Annotated in this window: 16 protein-coding genes; 9 read left to right on the top strand and 7 right to left on the bottom strand. The window is 62.5% G+C overall.

The features are described from left to right. The first annotated feature begins 107 nt into the window (after window positions 1-107). Window positions 108-2,489 (top strand): heavy metal translocating P-type ATPase, encoded by a 2,382-nt coding sequence (locus ACQKIK_RS07235; RefSeq protein WP_499135403.1) that lies wholly within the window; start codon window positions 108-110, stop codon window positions 2,487-2,489. 96 nt (window positions 2,490-2,585) lie between these two features. Further along, the gene (gene cueR / locus ACQKIK_RS07240) at window positions 2,586-2,987 is read left to right on the top strand and encodes a Cu(I)-responsive transcriptional regulator (RefSeq protein ID WP_499135405.1); all 402 of its coding nucleotides are present in this window, start codon (window positions 2,586-2,588) and stop codon (window positions 2,985-2,987) included. A 102-nt stretch (window positions 2,988-3,089) separates the two neighbouring features. Here the strand turns inward: cueR and bfr are convergent, their stop codons facing one another. Continuing rightward, entirely contained in the window at window positions 3,090-3,557 is a 468-nt protein-coding gene (gene bfr, locus ACQKIK_RS07245) for a bacterioferritin (protein ID WP_045424510.1), read from the bottom strand. Window positions 3,558-3,778: 221 nt separating this feature from the next. Here bfr and ACQKIK_RS07250 point away from each other — a divergent pair, with 221 nt between their 5' ends. From ACQKIK_RS07250 to ACQKIK_RS07260, 3 genes are read left to right on the top strand one after another with little or no spacing between them, the layout of a single operon-like run. Further along, window positions 3,779-4,861, top strand: a complete 1,083-nt coding sequence (locus ACQKIK_RS07250) for an efflux RND transporter periplasmic adaptor subunit (RefSeq protein ID WP_499135407.1) — start codon at window positions 3,779-3,781, stop codon at window positions 4,859-4,861. Window positions 4,862-4,865: 4 nt separating this feature from the next. After that, entirely contained in the window at window positions 4,866-7,919 is a 3,054-nt protein-coding gene (locus ACQKIK_RS07255) for an efflux RND transporter permease subunit (RefSeq protein ID WP_499135408.1), read from the top strand. After that, entirely contained in the window at window positions 7,919-9,421 is a 1,503-nt protein-coding gene (locus ACQKIK_RS07260; RefSeq protein WP_499135410.1) for an efflux transporter outer membrane subunit, read from the top strand. Before ACQKIK_RS07255 ends, ACQKIK_RS07260 begins: the two co-directional genes overlap by 1 nt. Window positions 9,422-10,125: 704 nt before the next feature. Here the strand turns inward: ACQKIK_RS07260 and ACQKIK_RS07265 are convergent. Beyond that, on the bottom strand, window positions 10,126-11,016 hold the full coding sequence (locus tag ACQKIK_RS07265) for a PA4780 family RIO1-like protein kinase (protein WP_045424500.1): 891 nt from the start codon (window positions 11,014-11,016) through the stop codon (window positions 10,126-10,128). Window positions 11,017-11,174: 158 nt separating this feature from the next. Here ACQKIK_RS07265 and ada point away from each other — a divergent pair, with 158 nt between their 5' ends. From ada to ACQKIK_RS07280, 3 genes are read left to right on the top strand one after another with little or no spacing between them, the layout of a single operon-like run. Then, window positions 11,175-12,212, top strand: a complete 1,038-nt coding sequence (gene ada / locus ACQKIK_RS07270) for a bifunctional DNA-binding transcriptional regulator/O6-methylguanine-DNA methyltransferase Ada (RefSeq protein ID WP_499135411.1) — start codon at window positions 11,175-11,177, stop codon at window positions 12,210-12,212. A 50-nt stretch (window positions 12,213-12,262) separates the two neighbouring features. Next, a complete protein-coding gene (locus ACQKIK_RS07275; protein WP_127840095.1) occupies window positions 12,263-12,508 on the top strand; it encodes a hypothetical protein in 246 nt (81 codons plus the stop codon). A gap of 35 nt (window positions 12,509-12,543) precedes the next feature. Beyond that, window positions 12,544-13,323 (top strand): TatD family hydrolase, encoded by a 780-nt coding sequence (locus ACQKIK_RS07280; protein WP_499135412.1) that lies wholly within the window; start codon window positions 12,544-12,546, stop codon window positions 13,321-13,323. 89 nt (window positions 13,324-13,412) lie between these two features. Here ACQKIK_RS07280 and ACQKIK_RS07285 read toward each other — a convergent pair whose 3' ends face one another. The 4 genes from ACQKIK_RS07285 to nfi all read right to left on the bottom strand — a co-directional run bounded on the left by ACQKIK_RS07285 (window position 13,413) and on the right by nfi (window position 17,894). Further along, window positions 13,413-15,443 (bottom strand): methyl-accepting chemotaxis protein, encoded by a 2,031-nt coding sequence (locus tag ACQKIK_RS07285; protein WP_499135413.1) that lies wholly within the window; start codon window positions 15,441-15,443, stop codon window positions 13,413-13,415. A 242-nt stretch (window positions 15,444-15,685) separates the two neighbouring features. Then, window positions 15,686-16,522 (bottom strand): regulatory signaling modulator protein AmpE, encoded by an 837-nt coding sequence (gene ampE, locus ACQKIK_RS07290; RefSeq protein ID WP_499135414.1) that lies wholly within the window; start codon window positions 16,520-16,522, stop codon window positions 15,686-15,688. 23 nt (window positions 16,523-16,545) lie between these two features. After that, window positions 16,546-17,097, bottom strand: a complete 552-nt coding sequence (ampD, locus tag ACQKIK_RS07295) for a 1,6-anhydro-N-acetylmuramyl-L-alanine amidase AmpD (protein WP_499135415.1) — start codon at window positions 17,095-17,097, stop codon at window positions 16,546-16,548. Between the two features lie 71 nt (window positions 17,098-17,168). Next, on the bottom strand, window positions 17,169-17,894 hold the full coding sequence (gene nfi, locus ACQKIK_RS07300) for a deoxyribonuclease V (RefSeq protein WP_499135417.1): 726 nt from the start codon (window positions 17,892-17,894) through the stop codon (window positions 17,169-17,171). 164 nt (window positions 17,895-18,058) lie between these two features. On the opposite strand from nfi, the gene ACQKIK_RS07305 reads away from it, so the two are divergent. Beyond that, window positions 18,059-19,051, top strand: a complete 993-nt coding sequence (locus tag ACQKIK_RS07305) for a GlxA family transcriptional regulator (RefSeq protein WP_045424480.1) — start codon at window positions 18,059-18,061, stop codon at window positions 19,049-19,051. A gap of 65 nt (window positions 19,052-19,116) precedes the next feature. Here the strand turns inward: ACQKIK_RS07305 and zapE are convergent, their stop codons facing one another. Then, a complete protein-coding gene (zapE, locus tag ACQKIK_RS07310) occupies window positions 19,117-20,211 on the bottom strand; it encodes a cell division protein ZapE (protein ID WP_045424478.1) in 1,095 nt (364 codons plus the stop codon). Window positions 20,212-20,309 lie beyond the last annotated feature (98 nt).

Genomic DNA, 20,309 nt, shown 5'->3' on the forward strand with positions numbered 1-20,309 from the left:
ATACTGATAAGGTCAATAGACTGGCTGCGACAACCTGTTACTCGACTTGACCTTCCCATAAGGTGAAGGTTGATCATCATCGGCATCAGGCCCATTCGGAGCGAACCATGACCAGCGCAACCTACACTTTGCCTATTACCGGCATGACCTGCGCCAGCTGCGCCGGGCGGGTCGAACGCGCCCTGCTGAAGGTGCCCTGCGTCGACGATGCGGCGGTGAACCTCGCCGCCGAGCAGGTCCGCGTGCAAACCCATGAAGGCGATATCGCCGCGCTGATACAAGCCGTGGAAAAGGCGGGTTACGGCGTGCCGGTGCAGACGCTGGAGCTGGCTATCGAAGGCATGACCTGCGCCAGCTGCGCCGGCCGCATCGAGCGCGCCCTGCTCAAAGTCCCGGGCGTACGCAGCGCGACGGTGAACCTGGCCAGCGAACGCGCACGCATCGAGGTGCTCGGCGCGGTAGACGCAACGGTACTGATCCAGGCCGTCGAAGCAGCCGGCTACAAGGCACAGGCCAGCAGCGATAGCGAGCCCGCCGCAGACACAGGCGAAAGCCGTCTGCGCCGCGAACGCTGGGCAGTGATCGCCGCGTTGCTGCTGGCCGCGCCGCTGGTGATCCCGATGTTCGGCGACCTGCTGGGGCTGCATTGGATGCTGCCACCCTGGATTCAATTTCTGCTCGCCACACCTGTGCAATTCATCCTCGGGGCGCGTTTTTATGTGGCCGGCTGGAAAGCCGTGCGCGCTGGCGCCGGCAACATGGATTTGCTGGTTGCGATCGGCACCAGCGCCGGTTACGGCTTGAGCCTCTACCAGTGGTGGGCCGTTGAGGCCGGGCAGATGCCGCATCTGTATTTCGAAGCGTCGGCTGTGGTGATCGCCCTCGTCCTGTTGGGCAAGTATCTGGAAAGCCGCGCCAAACGTCAGACCAGCGCGGCTATCCGTGCGCTGGAGGCGCTCAGGCCGGATCGCGCCTTACGGGTGGTCGACGGTCGTGAAGAGGACGTTGCCATCGCCGCCCTGCGCCTGGACGACCTGGTACTGGTCAAGCCTGGCGAGCGCTTCCCGGTGGACGGCGAGGTGGTCGAAGGTGAGAGCCAGGCCGATGAAGCCTTGATCAGCGGTGAAAGCCTGCCGGTGAACAAAGAGCCGGGCGACCGCATCACCGGTGGAGCGATCAACGGCGAAGGCCGCTTGCTGGTGCGCACCACGGCCCTCGGCGGCGAAACGGTGCTGGCGCGCATCATTCGGTTGGTGGAGGACGCTCAGGCCGCCAAAGCACCCATTCAGAAGCTGGTGGACAAGGTCAGCCAGGTCTTCGTCCCGGCCGTATTGGTCATCGCCCTTATGACGGTCGCCGGCTGGCTGTTTGTCGGCGCTCCGGCTGAAGTTGCGTTGATCAACGCGGTTGCGGTGCTGGTGATCGCCTGCCCCTGCGCCTTGGGCCTTGCGACACCTGCGGCGATCATGGCGGGCACCGGCGTCGCCGCCCGCCACGGCATTCTGATCAAGGACGCCGAGGCGCTGGAAGTCGCCCATGCCGTGACAGCCGTCGCCTTCGACAAGACCGGCACACTCACCTCCGGCAAGCCACGCGTCGTGCATCTGCATGCCGTGGACGGCGACGAAGCCGAGCTGTTGCAACAAGCTGGAGCACTGCAACGCGGCAGCGAACATCCACTCGCTCAGGCGGTGCTCGACCGTTGCGCAGAACAAGGTATTACGGTCGCCGACGTTGAGCGCAGCCAGTCGCTAACCGGTCGCGGCATCTCGGGCGACCTTGATGGCCGCTCGCTGGCGCTGGGTAATCGCAGGCTGATGGACGACAGCGGCCTGCAACCGGGCGAGCTGGCGGGCAAAGCCGAAGCTTGGGAAAGCGAAGGTCGCACGCTGTCCTGGCTGATCGAGACTGCACCGCAACCTCGCGTGCTCGGCCTGTTCGCCTTTGGCGACAGCCTCAAAGAAGGCGCCGCTGAAGCGATTGCAGCTCTCAACGCCCGGCATATTCGCAGCCATTTGATCACGGGTGACAACCGCGGCAGTGCGCGCGTTGTGGCTGAGGCCCTGCAGATCGACAGCGTGCATGCCGAAGTGCTGCCGGCAGACAAGGCGGCCACGGTCGCCGAGCTGAAAAAAGGCGGCGCGGTGGTGGCGATGGTCGGCGACGGCATAAACGATGCGCCAGCGCTGGCCGCAGCCGATGTCGGTATTGCCATGGGCGGCGGGACCGATGTGGCCATGCATGCCGCCGGCATCACCCTGATGCGTGGCGATCCTCGCCTGGTGCCCGCTGCACTGGAGATCAGCCGCCGCACCTACCGCAAGATCCAGCAGAACCTGTTCTGGGCGTTCATCTACAACCTGGTGGGTATTCCGTTGGCAGCGTTCGGCTTTCTCAGCCCGGTGGTAGCAGGCGCTGCGATGGCGCTGTCGAGTGTCAGCGTGGTCAGCAACGCGTTGCTGCTAAAGCGTTGGGAGCCGAAGGACTAGCGTGCCGCCGCGCGCGGGCTGTGGTCGGCGGGACGCATGGAGTAACGCGCCGACGCAGCACACAACAGCCTCACACCGATTCGTCTGGATGCGCACATGAACATTGGCCAAGCAGCAATGAAAAGCGGGTTATCGGCAAAGATGATTCGCTACTACGAGTCCATCGACCTGATCTCACCCGCCGGACGCAGCGCCAACGGCTATCGCCACTACGGCGATGAAGACCTGCACCGCCTCGCCTTCATCAAGCGCTCGCGCGACATGGGCTTTTCGCTGGATGAAGTGAGCAAACTGCTCACCCTCTGGCAGGACCGCCATCGCGCCAGCGCTGACGTGAAGTCCCTGGCCGGGGCGCATATCGAGGCGCTCAATCAGAAGATCGCTGAACTGGTGGGGTTACGCGACACCCTGCAAGAGCTGGTCGACACCTGTCAGGGCGATGACCGGCCGGATTGCCCGATCCTCAAGGACCTTGAGTCCGGCGGGTGTTGCGCTTAACGGCACATCTGGCAAGCCTGCCCCGGCGATGAACACTCAACGCCGTCCAGATGCAACGAGGCCAGGCATTGCGCCTGGCCTCGTGGTGAATCGTTTGCGCGATCAGCTTGCCTGCGTCTGCAGATAATTCTGCAAGCCGATACGATCGATCATGCCGAGCTGCTGCTCCAGCCAGTAGGCGTGATCCTCTTCGGTGTCCATCAGCTGCAATTCTAGAATTTCACGCGTCTGGTAATCGCCATGCTGCTCGGCCAGCGTGATGCCTTTGGCCAAGGCTTCGCGCACCTTGTATTCGAGTGCCAGATCGGCTCGCAACATCTCAGGGACCGTTTGGCCTGGATGCATCGCCTCGGGCGTCATGTCCGGAGTGCCTTCAAGGAACAGGATGCGTTTGAGCAGCGCGTCGGCGTGCTGGGTTTCCTCTTCCATCTCGTGATTGATTCGCTCGTAGAGCTTGGTGAAGCCCCAATCGGCATACATCCGCGAGTGCAGGAAATACTGATCGCGCGCCGCCAGCTCCCCACGCAGCAGTTCTTTCAAATATTCGATGACCTGTGGCTGACCTTGCATTGCGACTCTCTCCTGCACTGACATTTGAACGCCGGGCAATGATACGCCCAATCGGCGGCAGATTGACCGCAGCCCCATTGCCGCAGGCAAAAACGGCTGACCAGCGGGTCACTTCAGCATAGGTCGAACTCCCGAGCCAGAGCGGGGTTCTACTGGTTCTGTCGCGGCGTTTCGCACTGGCACCGCGACGTCTTGCTCGCCCCTATCGTCCAGGAGAACGGATGCCGCTTTTATCGTCGAGAGGCCACTCACCGCATCTCAATATCACCGCTTCGATCTGCATGTTGCTGGCGCTGTCTGGCTGCTCCGAGGACACGGAACCTGCGCAAGTCCCGCCACGCGTCGCTTTCGTCGAGCCCCTGCAGCGCATTGATAACGGCCCCGAGGCGCTACGCTTTCCGGGGGTGGTCGACAGCGTGACCAGCACGCAGCTGGCATTCCAGGTGCCGGGCCGCGTCGAGCGGATCCTCGTCGACGAGGGCGAACGCGTTGAAAAAGGTCAGCCGGTGGCCAAGCTCGATGACACCGACTACGAGCTGCAACTGCGCGAAGCCGAGGCGCGGCTGCGCCAGCTGGAGGCAGATCTGACCCGTAAACGCGCCCTTTTGGCCGAGGGGATTCTCGCTCCCGCCGCGGTCGAACCCCTGCAGGCCAATGTGGTGGCGGCGCGGGTCGCCCGTGACAGCGCCCTTCGTAACGTCAATCACAGCACGCTGGAGGCACCGTTCGACGGTGTGGTCGCGCGCCGGCTGGTCGAACCGGACATGGTGGTTGCCACAGGCTCGCCCGTACTGGAACTGCAGAACAACCAGCACATCGAGGTCGCGGTCGACCTGCCAGAGAGCGCGGCGCTGAGCATTCCACTGAACAGCACATTGGAGGCCGTGGGCGAACTGGTCATCGCCGACCTGACCCTGCCATTGGCCTACAAGGAACACAGCACCCAGCCTCGCGAGGGCTCACGCACCTACAATCTGACATTGCAGGGCGAGTCGCCGGCGGACTACAACCTGCTGCCGGGAATGGCTATGCGGGTTCGCCTCCAGCGGCCTGCCGCCTCGCAAAGCGATACGCCGCCGCGTTTTCGCCTGCCGCTCAACGCCGTGCAAACAGCGCCGAACGGCAGCCATTACCTCTGGTTAGCGGTTGACGGCCATGCCCAGCGCCAGGACTTGCAGCTCGAGCGCATCGAAAACGATCACGCGGTGGTCAGCGGCGAGCTGAACAACGACATGCTGGTGGTGGTAGCGGGCGGCAGCAAGCTGGCGGAAGACCAGCCGATCAAAGCCGAACGGCGGAAGTAAGCGGATGGATTTAGCTCGTTACGCCATCTGCAAACCGGTCAACATTTGGGTTCTGGTCCTGATCTGCCTGGTCGGGGGCGTCGTCGCGTTCTTCGAAATGGGCCGACTGGAAGATCCCGAATTCACCATCAAAGAAGCCATCGTCACGGTGCAGTATCCCGGCGCGACGGCGCTCGAGGTCGAGCAGGAAGTGACAGAACCCCTGGAAAGCGCCATCCAGGAGCTTTCCGAGGTGAAGCAGATCCGCTCGCGCTCGATGATCGGCCTGGCGGAAATCCGTGTCGAAATTCAGGACCGTTACTCGGGTGAACAGCTCGATCAGATCTGGGACCAGTTGCGCAGCAAGGTCGAGGATGCTCGACAACAGCTGCCTCCCGGCCTGGACCCACCGCTGGTTAACGACGACTTTGGCGATGTCTACGGCATCTTCTTTGCCCTGACCGGTGAAGGCCTGACGCTGGAAGAGCTGCATGAAGTCGCAAAGGACCTGCGCCGCGGGCTGATCACGGCGGACGGCGTTGGTCAGGTCGAACTGGCCGGCGTGCGTGAAGAGCGAATTCTGGTGGAAGTCGATCAGGCGCGTCTGGCCGCACTGAAGCTGTCTCCACAAGAGCTGGTTGCGGCACTGACCGATGCCGACGCCGCGGTGGAAGCCGGCGGTGTGCGAGCCGGCGAGTTTTTCGTCCACATCCGCCCGACCGGCGCGTTCGACTCCCTGGATGCGCTGCGTGCATTGCCAGTGGGCCAAGGCCAGCAAAGTGTCGACCTGGGCTCCATCGCCACCTTGAAACGCGAATACGCCGAACGCCCGCGCCAGATCATCCGCCACAACGGTGAGCCGGCATTGACCCTCGGCGTCAGCGGTGTGTCGGGCAGCAACATCGTCGAAGTCGGTCGTAGCGTCGAGGCGAAGCTGGAGTCCATGCAGTACCTGATGCCGCTGGGCGCCGAACTGCATCCGTTGTATCAGCAGCACAGCATCGTCAACGAATCGGTCAACAGCTTCGCGCTCAACGTCTTCCTGTCGGTGGCCATCGTCGTCGGCGTGCTGTGCCTGGCCATGGGTGTACGCGCCGGCGCGATCATCGGCGCCGTGCTGTTTCTCACCGTGCTCGGCACGCTGCTGCTCATGTGGATCGGGGGGATCGAGCTGGAACGCATCTCCCTCGGCGCGCTGATCATCGCCATGGGCATGCTGGTGGACAATGCCGTAGTGGTCTGCGACGGCATGCTGATCGAGAAACAGCGCGGCAAAAGCATTCTCGAAGCCTCTCGCAAGACGCTGCAGCAAACGCAGTGGTCGCTGCTGGGCGCAACCATCATCGGCATCCTGGCCTTTGCCGGGATCGGCCTGTCCCAGGACACAACCGGTGAATTCCTCTTCTCGCTGTTCTTCGTCATCGCCGCCTCGCTGCTGCTCAGCTGGTTGCTTGCGCTGCTGGTCGTGCCGCTGTTCGGGCACTACCTGCTCGAGCGCAAGGGCGATAAAGAGGACGATGACACCGACCCGGACGATGCCTACAGCGGGCCGATCTACAACCGCTACCGCCGTATCGCCGGTGGAGTGCTGGGTCGCCCCTGGCTGACACTGGGCATCTTAGTGGTGCTCACAGTCCTCAGCGTGCTGGGCTTCAGCCGCGTGCCGCAGAGCTTCTTTCCGCCGTCGAGTACACCGATCTTCTACGTGAACCTGTTCCTGCCGCAGGGCACGCATATGCGCGAGACCAGCCGCACTGCCGAAGATGTTGAGGCCTACCTGAAGCAGCTGGACGGCGTAACCGATGTGTCGACCTTTGTCGGCGCGGGCGCGTCGCGCTTCATGCTCACCTACGCGCCAGAACAGCCTAACCCGGCGCTGATGCATTTTCTGGTACGCACCGAAAATGCCGAGGTGATCGCCGACCTGGTTCGCGAGGTGAACCAGACATTACCGGGCCGCTATCCTTCTACCGACGCCGCCGCCGCGCAATTCATGTTCGGCCCTAACGCCGAAGCCAAGCTCGAAGCGCGGATCAGCGGCCCCGACATTGACGAGCTGCGCCGACTGTCGGCCGAAGGTCAGCGAATCCTTCAGGAGCAGGGTCAGGTCTTCAACATCCGCGACGACTGGCGCTCGCCTGTGCCGGTGCTGCGTCCGCGGCTGGCCCTGGACCGCCTGGCCGATGCAGGGCTGACCCGCCAACAGGTGGCGCAGGCGCTGTCGGTGGCCAGCGAGGGCCAGCAGGTCAGCGTGTTCCGCGATCAGGACGAGCTGATCCCGATCCTCCTGCGCGCCACGCCGGAGGATCGCGTCGAACCAGGCGATCTGCTGCAACGGCTGATCTGGAGCCCGGCCACCCGCAGCTATGTGCCCCTGGCCCAGGTTGCGGACGGCGTTGAGGCTACGACCGAGGAGTCGATGATTCGCCGTTACGGCCGCGAACGGACCATCGCCGTCCGTGCTGAACCGCGCGACGGCGAGAACACCAACGTCGCTTTCGAGCGCATTCGTCCGTTGATCGAAGACATCGAACTGCCGATCGGCTATTCGCTGGAATGGGGCGGCGACCACGAACAGTCATCCGATGCCCAGCAGGCGCTGGCCAGCACGCTCGCGGTGCCCTATCTGGCGATGGTGTTGGTCACGGTGCTGCTGTTTGCCAAGGTCCGCCAGCCCATGATGATCTGGCTGGTGGTGCCGATGGCGCTGTGCGGCGTCACGCTCGGGCTGCTGGTGACCGGCCAACCGTTCGGCTTCATGGCCCTGCTCGGCCTGCTCAGCCTGACGGGCATGCTAATCAAGAATGCCGTGGTGCTGGTGGACGAGATCGACCGGCAGATAGAAGACGAGGTCCCTCGACTGACGGCCATCATCGAAGCCTCCGCTTCGCGCCTGCGACCGGTGATGATGGCGGCCGGCACCACGGTACTGGGCATGGTGCCGCTGCTGTTCGACCCCTTCTTCGCCAACATGGCCGTGACCATCATGGGCGGGCTGGGCTTCGCCACCCTGCTCACCTTGCTGGCGGTGCCCTGCCTGTACCTGTTGTTCATGCGCGTCAAACCGGAGGAAACCTGATGCCGAGCCGATTGCCCCGCACGCCGCTGGTCTGGGCACTGGCTTTGGCCCTTGGCGCCTGCTCCAGCGTACCGGAGCGCCCGGCGCCCGACGTGCCGGATAGCTGGTTCCATGCAGTGCGCCAACAGCCAGCCGATGCCGAGGCGCTTGCCGACTGGTGGCAGCGATTCGATGATCCAGTGCTGACAAGGCTCGTGCGCCAGGCGCTGGAGAACAACCGCGACATCCGCCTGGCCATGCTGCGCGTCGACACCGCACGTGCGCAGTTGCGGCAGGCCCGCGCGGGACTCTTCCCCACCTTCGATCTGCCCGGTTCGGCCAGCCGCCAGTGGATCGAGAACAACAACGAGCAGGACCCCAACAGCCCCATCGGCCAATTTATTCCAGATGAAGACGTGATCACCTTCGATAACTGGGAACTGGCGCTACAGGCCAGCTGGGAGCTGGATATCTTCGGCGCCACCCGCGCGCGAACCGAAAGTGCGCGCCAGCAGATCCGATCCGCCCAGGCCCAGGCCATTGCAGCCCGGCTGGCGGTCGCCTCGAGCATGGCGCAGGGCTACATGCAACTGCGCGCCCTTGAGGGGCAACGCGCGCTTTTGGTTGAGGGGATCGAGCTGGCGAAAGGCCTCGAACACATCGCCCGCCGACTATTCGAGGCGGGCGAGGTCACTCGGCTGGATGTCGAATCCAGCGCCGCTGAGCGTGCCTCACTGCAGGCGGATCTGGACGAACTGGAAATCAACCTGGCCGAAGCGAGGCTGGCTCTGGATACGCTGCTCGCCGAACCACCGGGAAGCATCGCCCGGCGGCTAACAGCCGACGCCAAGGTTCCGCTGGCAGACAAACCCATCCCGCCCGGACAACCCCTGGACCTGCTGCGAAGACGTCCGGACTTGATTGCCGAAGCGGCGCAACTGCAGGCAGCTCAACTGCAATCGTTGGCCGCCCGCCGCGACCTGTTCCCGACCCTGGCGCTACAGGCGGCTCTGGGGCGTTCCGGCCTGGCGCTGGGCGATGCCTTTTCCACCGCGTCGAATTTCGCCCGCCTCGGTGCGACTTTCGGCCTGCCCTTTCTCGACTACCGCCGGCGCGGTGCGGCGATCGACCTAGCCGATGCAGAGGGCGAGAGCGCCTACCTGGGCTTCCAGCAGGCACTGGCTCAAGCACTGGAGGACGTGGAGCGCTCACTGGTGCGCATCGACGGGCAACAACGCCGCCTTGAGTCGCTGCGCACCACCCTCCGCCATCGTGCCTACGCCTATGAGCTGGCGCAGAAGAGCTATCGACTGGGCGAGGCGAACCTCAACGAGGTGCTCGATGCCCAGCGCGGATCGCTACAGGCTCGCCAGCAGGCGTTGCAGGGACGAACCGCTCTGGCAACTGCGCAGGTGGCTTTGTTCGTGGCATTGGGTGGCGGCTGGGAGATGAAGCCGAGCGCCGTGTCGGATGCAGACAACACGAGCGAAGCGCCGGAGCAGCCGGAGCATTCGGAGCAGTAGTTCTGCGACTGTCCTAGAGTGAACGCCGGGCGCTGATCGCGAGCAAGCTCGCTTCTACGACAAGCGGACCGCCGACCAGCCTTGCGAACCTCAGCGCCCGGGACGCCTTCGCTCTGTAGGAGCCAGCTTGCTGGCGATCAGGACTAGTACAGGCAGCGAGCACCCCGGGAACGCCGGCTATGAGCGCGAGCAAGCTCGCTCCTAAGAAAAGCGGAAAGCCGACCAATCTTGCGAGCCTCAGCGCCCGGAACGCCTTCGCTCTGTAGGAGCCAGCTTGCTGGCGATCAGGACTCGCACAGGCAGCGAGCATCCGGGGGAACGCCGGGCGATGATCGCGAGCAAGCTCGCTCCTACGAAAAGCGGACCGCCGACCATCCTTGCGAGCCTCTGCGCCCGGAACGCCTTCGCTCTGTAGGAGCCAGCTTGCTGGCGATCAGGACTCGCACAGGCAGCGAGCATCTGGGGGAACGCCGGGCGATGATCGCGAGCAAGCTCGCTCCTACGAAAAGCGGACCGCCGACCAGCCTTGCGATCCTCAGCGCCCGGAACGCCTTCGCTCTGTAGGAGCCAGCTTGCTGGCGATCCCGACGCTAATAGGCAGCTAGCATCACGCGGACACTGAACAGTGATCGCTCCAAAGTGGGACGCCCGAATAGCGTCCCTCCGTGTCTGAGATCAAGCGATCAAGCCCCGCCAGGCGCCGCTCAGTTGCGCATCCAGGGCGGCGTGGGCGGCTCGTCGCTAGGCTCGTCCGTTGCGTTGCGCAGGGCTTCCTTGCGCGCCTGATCGGCCAGGGTCGCCTTGATTTCCCGCATCACGGCATCCAAGTCCGCCGCGTCTTCCGGCTCGGCGAATTCCCCGGTGAGCTCGGACTCAGGCGTGAGCTTGCCGTCTTCGTACAGCGCCCACATTTCCTTGGCGTAGCGGGTGAACTTGAGTTCGGGCGCGAACTGCCCGAAGTAGGCGGACATGTTGCCAACGTCCCTTTCGAGCATCTCGAAGGCGTGGTTGTTACCCGCCGCATCGACTGCCTGAGGCAGGTCGATGATCACTGGCCCATGCTCATCAAGCAGCACGTTGAACTCGGAGAGGTCGCCATGCACCAGCCCGGCGCAGAGCATCTTGACCACTTCATGGATCATGAACGCATGAAATTCCCGCGCATCGTCGGGGTGCAGGTCGACGTCGTTGAGACGTGGCGCGGCATCGCCGTCTTCGCCGGAGATCATCTCCATCAGCAGCACGCCATCGAGAAAGTCATACGGTTTGGGCACACGCACGCCCGCATCCGCCAGCCTGAACAAGGCGGCCACTTCAGCGTTCTGCCAGTTTTCTTCTTTCTCCTTGCGCCCATGCTTGGAGCCCTTGGCCATGGCGCGAGCATCGCGGCTGCTTCGAACCTTGCGGCCTTCCTGGTATTTGACGGCCTGTCTGAAGCTGCGGTTGTTGGCTTCCTTGTAGACCTTGGCGCAACGTAGCTCATCACCACAGCGCACTACATAAACCGCTGCTTCCTTGCCGCTCATCAGCGGGCGCAGCACTTCGTCGATCAGCCCATCCTCGACCAACGGCTCGAGTCGTTTTGGCGTTTTCATCAGCGGCTTACAGACCCTATTTGACTATGCAGATCTGCAGGTTACGGCAATCACGAACGGGCTTCCATGCTCGCCCGCAAGTTTGAAAGCGTACTGTGGATTGGCATCAGAGCCGGCCAGGGCGGACAATCGCGCTCATTCACCCAGGGAGCACTGCAATGCTCGATTTCGACCACTGCTGGCAAGCGCTCTGCGATCGCGATCCGAGCTTCGATGGGCGCTTCGTGTTTGCCGTGCATTCGACCCGAATCTTTTGCCGTCCGAGCTGCCCGGCACGTCGTCCCCGGCGCGAGGGTGTCAGCTTTTTCAGCCACATCCACGAGGCCGAGGCCGCCGGTTTCCGCGCGTGCAGACGCTGTTCGCCTCAAGGCAAGAGCCTCGCCGAACAGCTCGATGAGCTGGTAATCGCCGCCTGCCGCCTGCTGGATGAGAGCGTCGAACCGATGACCCTGGAGCAGCTGGCTGCCCGTATCGGCCTGTCATCGTCGCATCTGGCGCGCGCATTCAAGGCGCGAACCAGCCTGACGCCTCGCGCCTGGGCCGCAGCGCGCCGACGAGAGCGATTGGAGATGCAGCTGCCGGATGCCGAGTCAGTGCTTGGCGCAGCCTTGGACGCCGGCTACGGCAGCACGCGCGGCGCCTATCAGCACACCGCCGCGATCAGCCCGGCCCAGCGCCGACGCAAAGGTGCCGGCGAAACCCTGCGCTATGCCACCAGCCCGTGCCCCTTGGGGCTGCTGCTGGTGGCGGCCAGCGAGAAGGGGATATGCGCACTGTTGTTCGGAGATGAACGGCAGGCGTTACTTGAAGAACTGCGCTCCCGTTTCTCGGCAGCAGATCTGCTGCCCGATCAGGCTGGGCTCGGCGAATGGCTGCGTTCGATCATCACCCAGCTGGAAGAGCCCACCCGCGCCGCGCAGCTGCCGCTGGACCTGCGTGGTACTGCATTCCAGCAACAAGTCTGGCAGGCGTTGCGGAGCATTCCGCCGGGCGAGACCCGACGTTACGGTGAGCTGGCAGCAAGCCTTGGCAGTCATGCGCGCGCTGTAGCCCGTGCCTGCGCCAGCAACCCGGTGGGCTTGCTGGTGCCTTGTCATCGCGTGGTGGGCGCCAACCAGGCACTGACCGGTTACCGCTGGGGTGTCGAGCGAAAAGCCGCCCTGCTCGACTCGGAGCGTGATGAATCGGGAGCCTGAGAGCGATTTAGCGGTCGGATGCTTCACATGCCACCGCAAAGAGCCCAGCCATGACCGAACTGAAACGCTACCGCATCCATTACCTGATCAATGGCGAACCCGCCTCGCTGACAATGAGCGCCTTCGAAGCGCCCGCCATCGAGCAAGCCGAACTGGAGATCCTGCTGCACCACGTCAAAGAGCCCCGCGCCAGCGTCGACGCGCCCTGGGAAATCCCGGAACGCGCCAGCGAGCACAGCCGCATGGCCGAACTGGGCGTCAGCGATATCCAGATCGAAGAAGAATTACACCGCTGACGCACTGCCACGCACCCACTGAAGGAGAGCCAGCCTTGCCCTTGATCGACACCCACACCCATCTCGACTTCGATCCCTTCGACGCGGACCGTGGTGAGGTGCTAGCCCGCTGCGCCACGGCTGGAGTCGAGCGCGTTCTGGTGCTTGGCGTGCATCAGGCGAACTGGGACAGGGTCTGGCAGATGGCATTGGACGAGCCAGCCGTCTATGCCGCGCTGGGCCTGCATCCAGTATTCCTGCAGGATCACCGACCGGAGCATATCGACGCGCTGCGCGACTGGTTGCAGCGCTTGCGCGGCCAAGACAAGCTCTGCGCCATCGGCGAGATCGGCCTCGACTATTACATCGAAAACCCGAACAAGGATCGCCAGCAAGAGCTGCTCGAAGCACAGTTCGACTTGGCCAATGAATTTGAACTGCCGGTACTGCTTCACGTTCGCCGCGCCCACGCGCCGATGATCGCCGCCTTGAAGCGCTACAATCTCAAGCGCACCGGCATCGCACATGCCTTCAGTGGCAGCTGGGAAGAAGCGCGGGAGTACATCAAGCTCGGCTACAAGCTCGGTCTGGGCGGCGCCGGTACTTGGCCCCAGGCGCACCGCATGCACCGTGTGCTGCAGCAACTGCCACTCGAGAGCATCGTCCTGGAAACAGACGCCCCGGACATCACACCCCACAGCCACGCCGGTCAACGCAATAGCCCGGAATTCCTCCCGGACATCTGCAGAGAGCTGGCCGAACTGCGCGGCATCAGCCCGGAAGAGCTGGCGGACGCAAGCTATCGCAACAGCTGCGAGTTGTTTGGCTGGAAGTGATCGCGCTCAGTCCAGGCCCGCTCTGCCCAAAATCACTGCCTAGGCACAACGCCGACAAGCGACTGGGCGCCACTTAACAAGCGGCAGGATCAGACGCGGAACGCACCGATCAGTTGCTGCAGCCGCCCGACCAACTCGGTGAGCTCGCGACTTGCCTGCTCGGTATGGCCTGCGCCCTCGGCGGTGCGCTGCCCAGCCTCGTTGATCGCGACAATGTTGCGATCAATGTCATGAGCAACGGCGGTCTGTTGCTCGGCGGCCGCGGCGATCTGGTGATTCTGGTCAACGATGACACCGACCGCACCAAGGATATTTTCAAGTGCCTGCTGAACCTGGGCCGACTGGCTGACCGTTTGTTCAGCCATCGAGTGGCTGGAGTGCATGGTCTTGACCGCGGCACCGACGCCGCCCTGCAGGCGACCGATCATCTGCTCGATTTCTTCGGTGGATTGTTGGGTGCGCTTGGCCAGACTGCGCACTTCATCAGCCACAACAGCGAAGCCGCGGCCCTGCTCGCCTGCGCGTGCCGCCTCGATTGCCGCGTTGAGCGCCAGCAGGTTGGTCTGCTCGGCTACGCCCTTGATGACATCCAATACCTGGCTGATGGCTTTGCTGTCGCTTGCCAGCTGGTTGATCACACTGACCGACTGTTCGATCTCGGCGGCCAGGAGGCCGATGCCGCTCACCTGCGCCTCGACCAGGGTGCGACCGCTGACGGTTTCCTCATTGACACTCTGAGCGCTGCCCACTGCGGCTTCAGCACTGGTGGCCACTTCCTGCGCGGTCGCGGACATCTCGTTCATTGCCGTGGCGACCTGCTCGATCTGCCCTCGCTGCTCCGACACCGTCTGGTTGCTCTCGCCAGAGACGGTTTCCACGCGCGAAGCCTGACGCTCCACTTCCCCGACTGTATGTCCGACGCGCTCGATAAGTTCGCGGATTTTCGACACCGTCTCGTTGAACACCTGACCCAGCTCGCCCAGCTCGTCGCGGCTTTGCACCTTGAAACGCGCTGTCATATCCCCTGCCGCCACTCGGTCCATGGTGGCACCGAGGCTGCGCAGCGATGCGCGGGTAGACATGTAGAACGCGCTGTAGAGGTAGACGATCAATACAAACACCACTGCCAGTGCGGCCAGCAGCAACACCATCAGTAATTGCTTCTGCTCCAGGCGCTGCTCGAGCTGGTCCTCCAGGAAGCCGAGGATGGCGTCGTTGAGCGCATAGGTTTTCGCCATCTCGGCGCTGATCAGGTCGTAGAAATTTTCCCAGGGCTGATCCAGCGCCTCGGCCATGATCACCTGATCCTGGAAGATATCGCTGCTGGACTGCAGAGAGTCGCGGCTCGCCTTTGCCTGTGTATCAAGTTGGCTCTGGGCGGCGGGGCTGCTGCCCAGCACGTCATGCAGTTGGGCACCGTATTGCGCTTGCTGCTTCTCCAGCTCGAGCAGCAGGTCGTCCAGTTTGTTGCTGGCATCGGAGTTCAAATAGCCCTGACCAAAGGTGTAAGAGCCCACCGCCCGACCTTCACCGAGCGCAGCGGTGATGGTCGGCGTCGCCGAGGTCAGAAGCTCAGAGAGTAAGCGGACATCACGCTGACTGTCCTGGCTCAAGCCCGACTGGCTGGCGATCAGCTTGATCATGACCTGCGCCTTGGCCAACACCGCCCGCGCCATAGCGGCTTTTGCTTGCAAGGACTGCTGCGACTGAGCCTCACGCAGTGCAGCATTGAGCTCATCCCGGCGCGCTTCGAATTCGGCGACCTGCTCAGGGTTATCGCTGACCGGCGTCAGGTTCTGCATTCGCGCGGCAAGTTCTCGTTCGGCATTGGCCAGTCGGGTGATCAGCGCCTGCACTTCACCGGTCTGCCCGATAATGCCTTCGATCTCGACCAGATCTTTCCAGTCTTCCATTTCCCGGCGTAGCTGCAAGGCCGTGCCCAGCAGCTCCAGGCTGCGCAACTCAGTGCGGGTGCCGACGAACTCCTCGTAGGAGTCGCGCACCAGATAGAAATTGGTCAGCAGCATTGGGACGAAAAACAGAACGCTGATCAGGCTGAACTTCATACCGAAGCTCAGACGGTTCATCAGGGCGATGGCCGGATACAACAGACTTTTCAAAAGACGTCTCCCAATTTTTTGTTGTATTGCCATCAGCGTCGAGACTGCGGCAGGGCTCGTCAGAGAAGGGTGCGAGAAAACTTATACGGGATATCGGACGGGGCTCATGTAACTTAAGGTAATGGCAGAGTGACACCCCGACAACTGGCAGAAGACACGCCGATTCCGGCATATCCACCGCACTTATGCGGAGTGCCTATTGTGCGGAGTGTCTCTACCCAGCGCTGAGCGGCATCGATTCGCTAGAGGAGCAGAATCCAGAGTGCGATTGCCGCGTACCAGAGGATGCGAGCGCGCACGAGCAAGGCGGCGAGACTGTCGAGGCGCCCGATGCCCGCCTGCCCGGCGTAGGGTTCGTCCAGGTCAGCCGCCACTGGGCCGACCTCGGCCAAGAGCTGCCGAGCAGGAACACCCCAGTGCAACAAATCAGCCAGCATGGCGCGATTAGCCGCAACGAAATTGCCGACCAAGCCGAAGCTGGCCAGCAGCACCCGCACCGGTATCCAGTCGAAGGCATGCCTGAACTGGCCCGCCCGCTCGCGTATGGCCTCGGCCTTGGCGTGCTCGATGGTCAACGCAAGCAGCCGATAGGCGAGCGCCGCCACGGGACCAAGCAGTACGTACCAGAAGATCACGGCAAAGAAGCCTTGATGGCTGCGCCAGAGCAGCTGTGCTTCCACGGCACGTAATAGGCCCGGCGCATCCGCCGCGCTGAGCCCCAGGTCACGCTCGGCGACCAGTGCTGCAGCTTCGTCATCGCCACGACGCCAGGCATCGCGGAACGGCCCGAGCTCACGCTTGCCCTGGCCTCGACCCAGACTGTAAAGCAGCACCAGCAGGTGCAAGGGCAGGCTTAGCCAGCCATAGGCCAGCGGCTCGAGCGCCATCAACAACAGGCCAAGCAACAGCACCGGCAGCAGCACCAGAATGGCCAGACTTAGCCATGGACCGCGCCTCGACTCCGTGCCGCCCTCGACGCGCTCCAGCAGGCGCAGCCAGGGCCCGTCATCCTGCACCGCACGCCGCCAATCGGTTAGCTTATCGATGACCAGGGCCAAGAACACCACGAGAAAAATCATCTATCGAATCCTGTCAGGGCAGTTCAGGCAACGATCGAGGCCGTGCGCAAACGTTGCCAATCAAATGCGGGACCGGGGTCCGTCTTGCGTCCCGGCGCGATATCGCTATGGCCACAGACGCGCTCCGGCGTGATCGCCGGATAGGCTTGCTGAAGCAGGCGACACAGTGAGATCAGGCTGTCGTACTGGGCTTCGCTGAACGGCTTTTCATCAGTGCCCTCCAGCTCGATCCCAATGGAGAAATCGTTGCAACTTTGCCGGTCACCGAAACAGGAAACACCGGCGTGCCAGGCGCGCTCCAGACAAGAGACGAACTGAGTGATCGCGCCATCACGTTCGATCAGAAAGTGCGCTGACACCTGCAGGTTCGCTATTTCTCCGAAGAAGGGATGCTCGTCGCACGGCAGACAGTTCTGAAAAAACTGTTGGACTTTCCCGGTCCCGAACTGGCCAGGCGGCAGGCTGATGTTGTGGATGACCAGCAGCGAAATCTCGCCATCCGGACGCTGGTTGAAGTTGGGCGAAGGGCAATGGCGTACACTTCGGCACCATCCTGTCGCATGATCCAGCTGCATCACGGCGAAACCTGGTTGAACTGCGGGTCTGAAGGCTAGCGCCTGCAACCACCCTGCTGCAAGCAGTCAGGCTATCGCAACTCCATCGACTGCTGAGCACCGGCGCTCTTCTCATCGCGGCGCGAGGCCAGGCGATCGGCCAGCCGGGTTGGCTCGGGCAACCGATAGCGGGTGACGTAACGCATGACTAATTGCGGTGCGGTTTCCAGGCTGACCCGGTTGCCCGGTGAAATGATCAGCGGACGCACCTTGTCCTTGCTGCGTAGAACCGTGCCGATCACCTTTCCGCCCTTGTCCAACAGATCGACCTGCTCGCCCCGCTGCTCGCCGAGCGCCGTATGCGTCCCGATCAGGATCTTCTTCGCGACGCCGATGGTCGGCAGCCCGGTAACGACTCCCAGATGAGCCGCAATGCCAAGACCACGCGGATGAGCGATGCCATGCCCATCGGAAAAAATCAGATCGGGCGTCTGATCGAGGGAGTCGAGCGCCTGCAGCACGGCAGGCAGTTCGCGAAACGACAGTAGCCCCGGAATGTAAGGCATACAAGTCGGTATTCGCGCCAGCGCCTGGGCCAGCGGTTCGAGGGTTTCGGCATCGAGAAGTACGACCGCAGCACGGGTGATCTTGCCGCCGTCCTCGAAGCCCACATCGACGCCGGCGATCACTTTTAACGGACCGAACTCATCGGCAAGGACGACCTTGTCGGCTAGCTGGGTCTGGATTGCGCGGGCATCAGCAGTGCTTCCGCTCCAACGCTGAAGGTCAGCGCGAGGTTGCGATCTAGGTTCTGTCATGGTGCTCCTCAGCCTGATCTGACGGTCGCTAGCAGGTACGGTTCCACAGCCGCACCGCATTGGGACTGGACAGTCACGCGAAAAAATAAGACGCTCCCGCCGGACTGCGGCAGTTTTACCCTGCTTTACCCCAAACAATAACAATCGGAACAGCCTGATCTCGCATGCTCACCGCCCCCCCCTTGAAACGTATCAGTATTCTGGCAACAGACGGTGTGTTCGCCTCCACCCTGCTCCATGCCAAGGACTTCTTCCACATGGCCAGCCTGCGCTACGGCAAGCAGCTGGGACTCGATCTCAACCCCGCGTTCGAGACGTCATTGGTCAGCCCGGACGGGCTGTCGGTCAGTACATTCAGCGGCCCACGCATTGAAGTGGACGGAGCCCTGGATGAGGCAGACGCCGTGATCCTACCAGCGTTCTGGGGCGACTTTGACGCTATCTGCCAGCGCTATCCGCAGGTTTCGCCCTGGTTACAGGAGCGGCATGCGGCCGGCAGCGCGATTTGCGGCGAGGCCAGCGGGGCCTTCTGGATGGCTGCTGCGGGGTTGCTTGACGGCCGTGAGGGCACCACTCACTGGCGTTTCGCCCATGAATTCGTCGAACGGTTTCCGCGCGTGCTGTTCACTCAGGAAAAGCACCTGACCGACAGCGATAATCTTTACTGTGCAGGCGGCACCACGTCAGCCTGCGACCTCTATATCCATCTGGTCGAGCGCTACTGCGGCGCCCATATCGCTCAAGGCATGGCGCGGGACATCCTGTTCGAGGTCCGGCGCAACTACAACCCGGGGCGAATAGGCTTCGGCGGACAGAAGCTCCACCTGGACACCCGGGTTTTGCAGATCCAGGAATGGCTTGAGGAGCATTTCGCGGAGAAATTTCGGTTCGAAGATGTGGCGCGCGATCACGGCATGAGCATTCGCAATTTCATGCGCCGGTTCCAGACGGCCACTGGCGACAAGCCGCTGCACTATCTCCAGCGATTACGCATCGAAACGGCAAAGACGCTGCTTTCCACGACCCGAAAAAGCATCAAGACCATCAGCTACGAAGTGGGTTACGACGACGCGAGCTTCTTCGCCCGCCTGTTCCGCCAGCACACCGAACTGTCGCCGAATCAGTATCGACAGCAGTATCGCCATAAAAGCGCCTGACCCATAAAACACAAACGGCAAGTCGTGCGAGAAGCAGACTTGCCGCGTGTGTCGCATGGGCGTTATCAGGGCTTGTGCGGGCGCGACAGATATTCGTGGGATTGCATCTCCAGCAGACGACTCAGGGTCCGCTGGAATTCGAACTCAAGCCGGCCGCCTGCATACAGGTCTTTCAACTCAACCTCGGCCGACAGGATCAGCTTGACGTTGCGGTCGTAGAACTCGTCAACCATGTTGATGAACCGACGTGCCATGTCGTCCTTGGAAACGTCCATCCGCTCGATGTTGGAAACCAGCACTGCATCGAAAATCTTGCCCAGCTCGATGTAGTCGTTCTGGCTGCGCGGACCGTCGCAGAGTTCACGGAACTCGAACCAGGCCACGCCACTGGCAACCTTGCGCGCAACGATCTCGCGGTTCTCGATCATCAAGGGTTCGTTTTCCTGAACCCGGCACTTCTCCGGCAGCAAGCTGCGGAAGCTCTTTTCCAGACTCTGCTCCGCCTCGGCATCCAGCGGGAAGTGGTAGAGCTCGGCCTGTTCGAGCGCACGTAGACGGTAATCGATACCGCTGTCGACGTTGACGATCTCGGTGTGCTTCTTCAACAACTCGATCGCTGGCAGAAAGCGCGCACGTTGCAGGCCATCCTTGTAGAGCCCGTCCGGCACAATGTTGGACGTTGCGACCAGGCTGACGCCATTCTTGAAAAGCTCTTCCAGCAAGGTCGCAAGGATCATCGCGTCAGTGATATCCGACACGAAGAATTCGTCGAAACAGATCACCCGCGACTCATCCGCAAAGCGTTTGCCGATGATGGTCAGCGGGTTCTTCTCACCCTTGAGCGTGCGCATCTCTTCGTGCACGCGCTTCATGAAACGGTGAAAGTGCGTACGGGTCTTTCGCTCAATGGGCAGCGCGTCGAAGAAGGTGTCGACCAGATAGGTCTTGCCGCGGCCAACGCCGCCCCAGAAATACAGGCCTTTCACAGGCTCCTGGTGTTTCTTGCCGAACAGCTTGCCAAGCAGCCCGGACTTGTTGCGGTCGTCTGCGACCAGATCGTCATACAGACGCTGCAGATGTCGCACCGCGGTTTCCTGGGCGGCATCGTGGAAAAAGTCAGGACGTTTCAGGTCTTCCTGATAGCGCTCAAGAGGGGTCATGGCGGGTTCTGGGTAGTGAAACGGGGCCGACACTTTAGCCGCGCCCTGGGTGGTTGGCAATTTACTCAGGTCGTTCAATTGCTGGAGCCTCGTATGAG

The organism is Pseudomonas sp. NPDC047961, from assembly GCF_050272435.1.
Lineage (GTDB): Bacteria > Pseudomonadota > Gammaproteobacteria > Pseudomonadales > Pseudomonadaceae > Stutzerimonas.

What these genes read in the sequence shown, in the direction of transcription:
- ada (WP_499135411.1), top strand. Translation starts at nt 11,175, where the DNA reads ATGCTCGATTTCGACCACTGCTGGCAAGCGCTCTGCGATCGCGATCCG.
- nfi (WP_499135417.1), bottom strand. Translation starts at nt 17,894, where the DNA reads ATGACAGAACCTAGATCGCAACCTCGCGCTGACCTTCAGCGTTGGAGC.
- ACQKIK_RS07275 (WP_127840095.1), top strand. Translation starts at nt 12,263, where the DNA reads ATGACCGAACTGAAACGCTACCGCATCCATTACCTGATCAATGGCGAA.
- ACQKIK_RS07255 (WP_499135408.1), top strand. Translation starts at nt 4,866, where the DNA reads ATGGATTTAGCTCGTTACGCCATCTGCAAACCGGTCAACATTTGGGTT.
- ampE (WP_499135414.1), bottom strand. Translation starts at nt 16,522, where the DNA reads ATGATTTTTCTCGTGGTGTTCTTGGCCCTGGTCATCGATAAGCTAACC.
- ACQKIK_RS07260 (WP_499135410.1), top strand. Translation starts at nt 7,919, where the DNA reads ATGCCGAGCCGATTGCCCCGCACGCCGCTGGTCTGGGCACTGGCTTTG.
- ampD (WP_499135415.1), bottom strand. Translation starts at nt 17,097, where the DNA reads ATGCAGCTGGATCATGCGACAGGATGGTGCCGAAGTGTACGCCATTGC.
- ACQKIK_RS07265 (WP_045424500.1), bottom strand. Translation starts at nt 11,016, where the DNA reads ATGAAAACGCCAAAACGACTCGAGCCGTTGGTCGAGGATGGGCTGATC.
- ACQKIK_RS07235 (WP_499135403.1), top strand. Translation starts at nt 108, where the DNA reads ATGACCAGCGCAACCTACACTTTGCCTATTACCGGCATGACCTGCGCC.
- ACQKIK_RS07250 (WP_499135407.1), top strand. Translation starts at nt 3,779, where the DNA reads ATGCCGCTTTTATCGTCGAGAGGCCACTCACCGCATCTCAATATCACC.
- zapE (WP_045424478.1), bottom strand. Translation starts at nt 20,211, where the DNA reads ATGACCCCTCTTGAGCGCTATCAGGAAGACCTGAAACGTCCTGACTTT.
- cueR (WP_499135405.1), top strand. Translation starts at nt 2,586, where the DNA reads ATGAACATTGGCCAAGCAGCAATGAAAAGCGGGTTATCGGCAAAGATG.
- bfr (WP_045424510.1), bottom strand. Translation starts at nt 3,557, where the DNA reads ATGCAAGGTCAGCCACAGGTCATCGAATATTTGAAAGAACTGCTGCGT.
- ACQKIK_RS07305 (WP_045424480.1), top strand. Translation starts at nt 18,059, where the DNA reads ATGCTCACCGCCCCCCCCTTGAAACGTATCAGTATTCTGGCAACAGAC.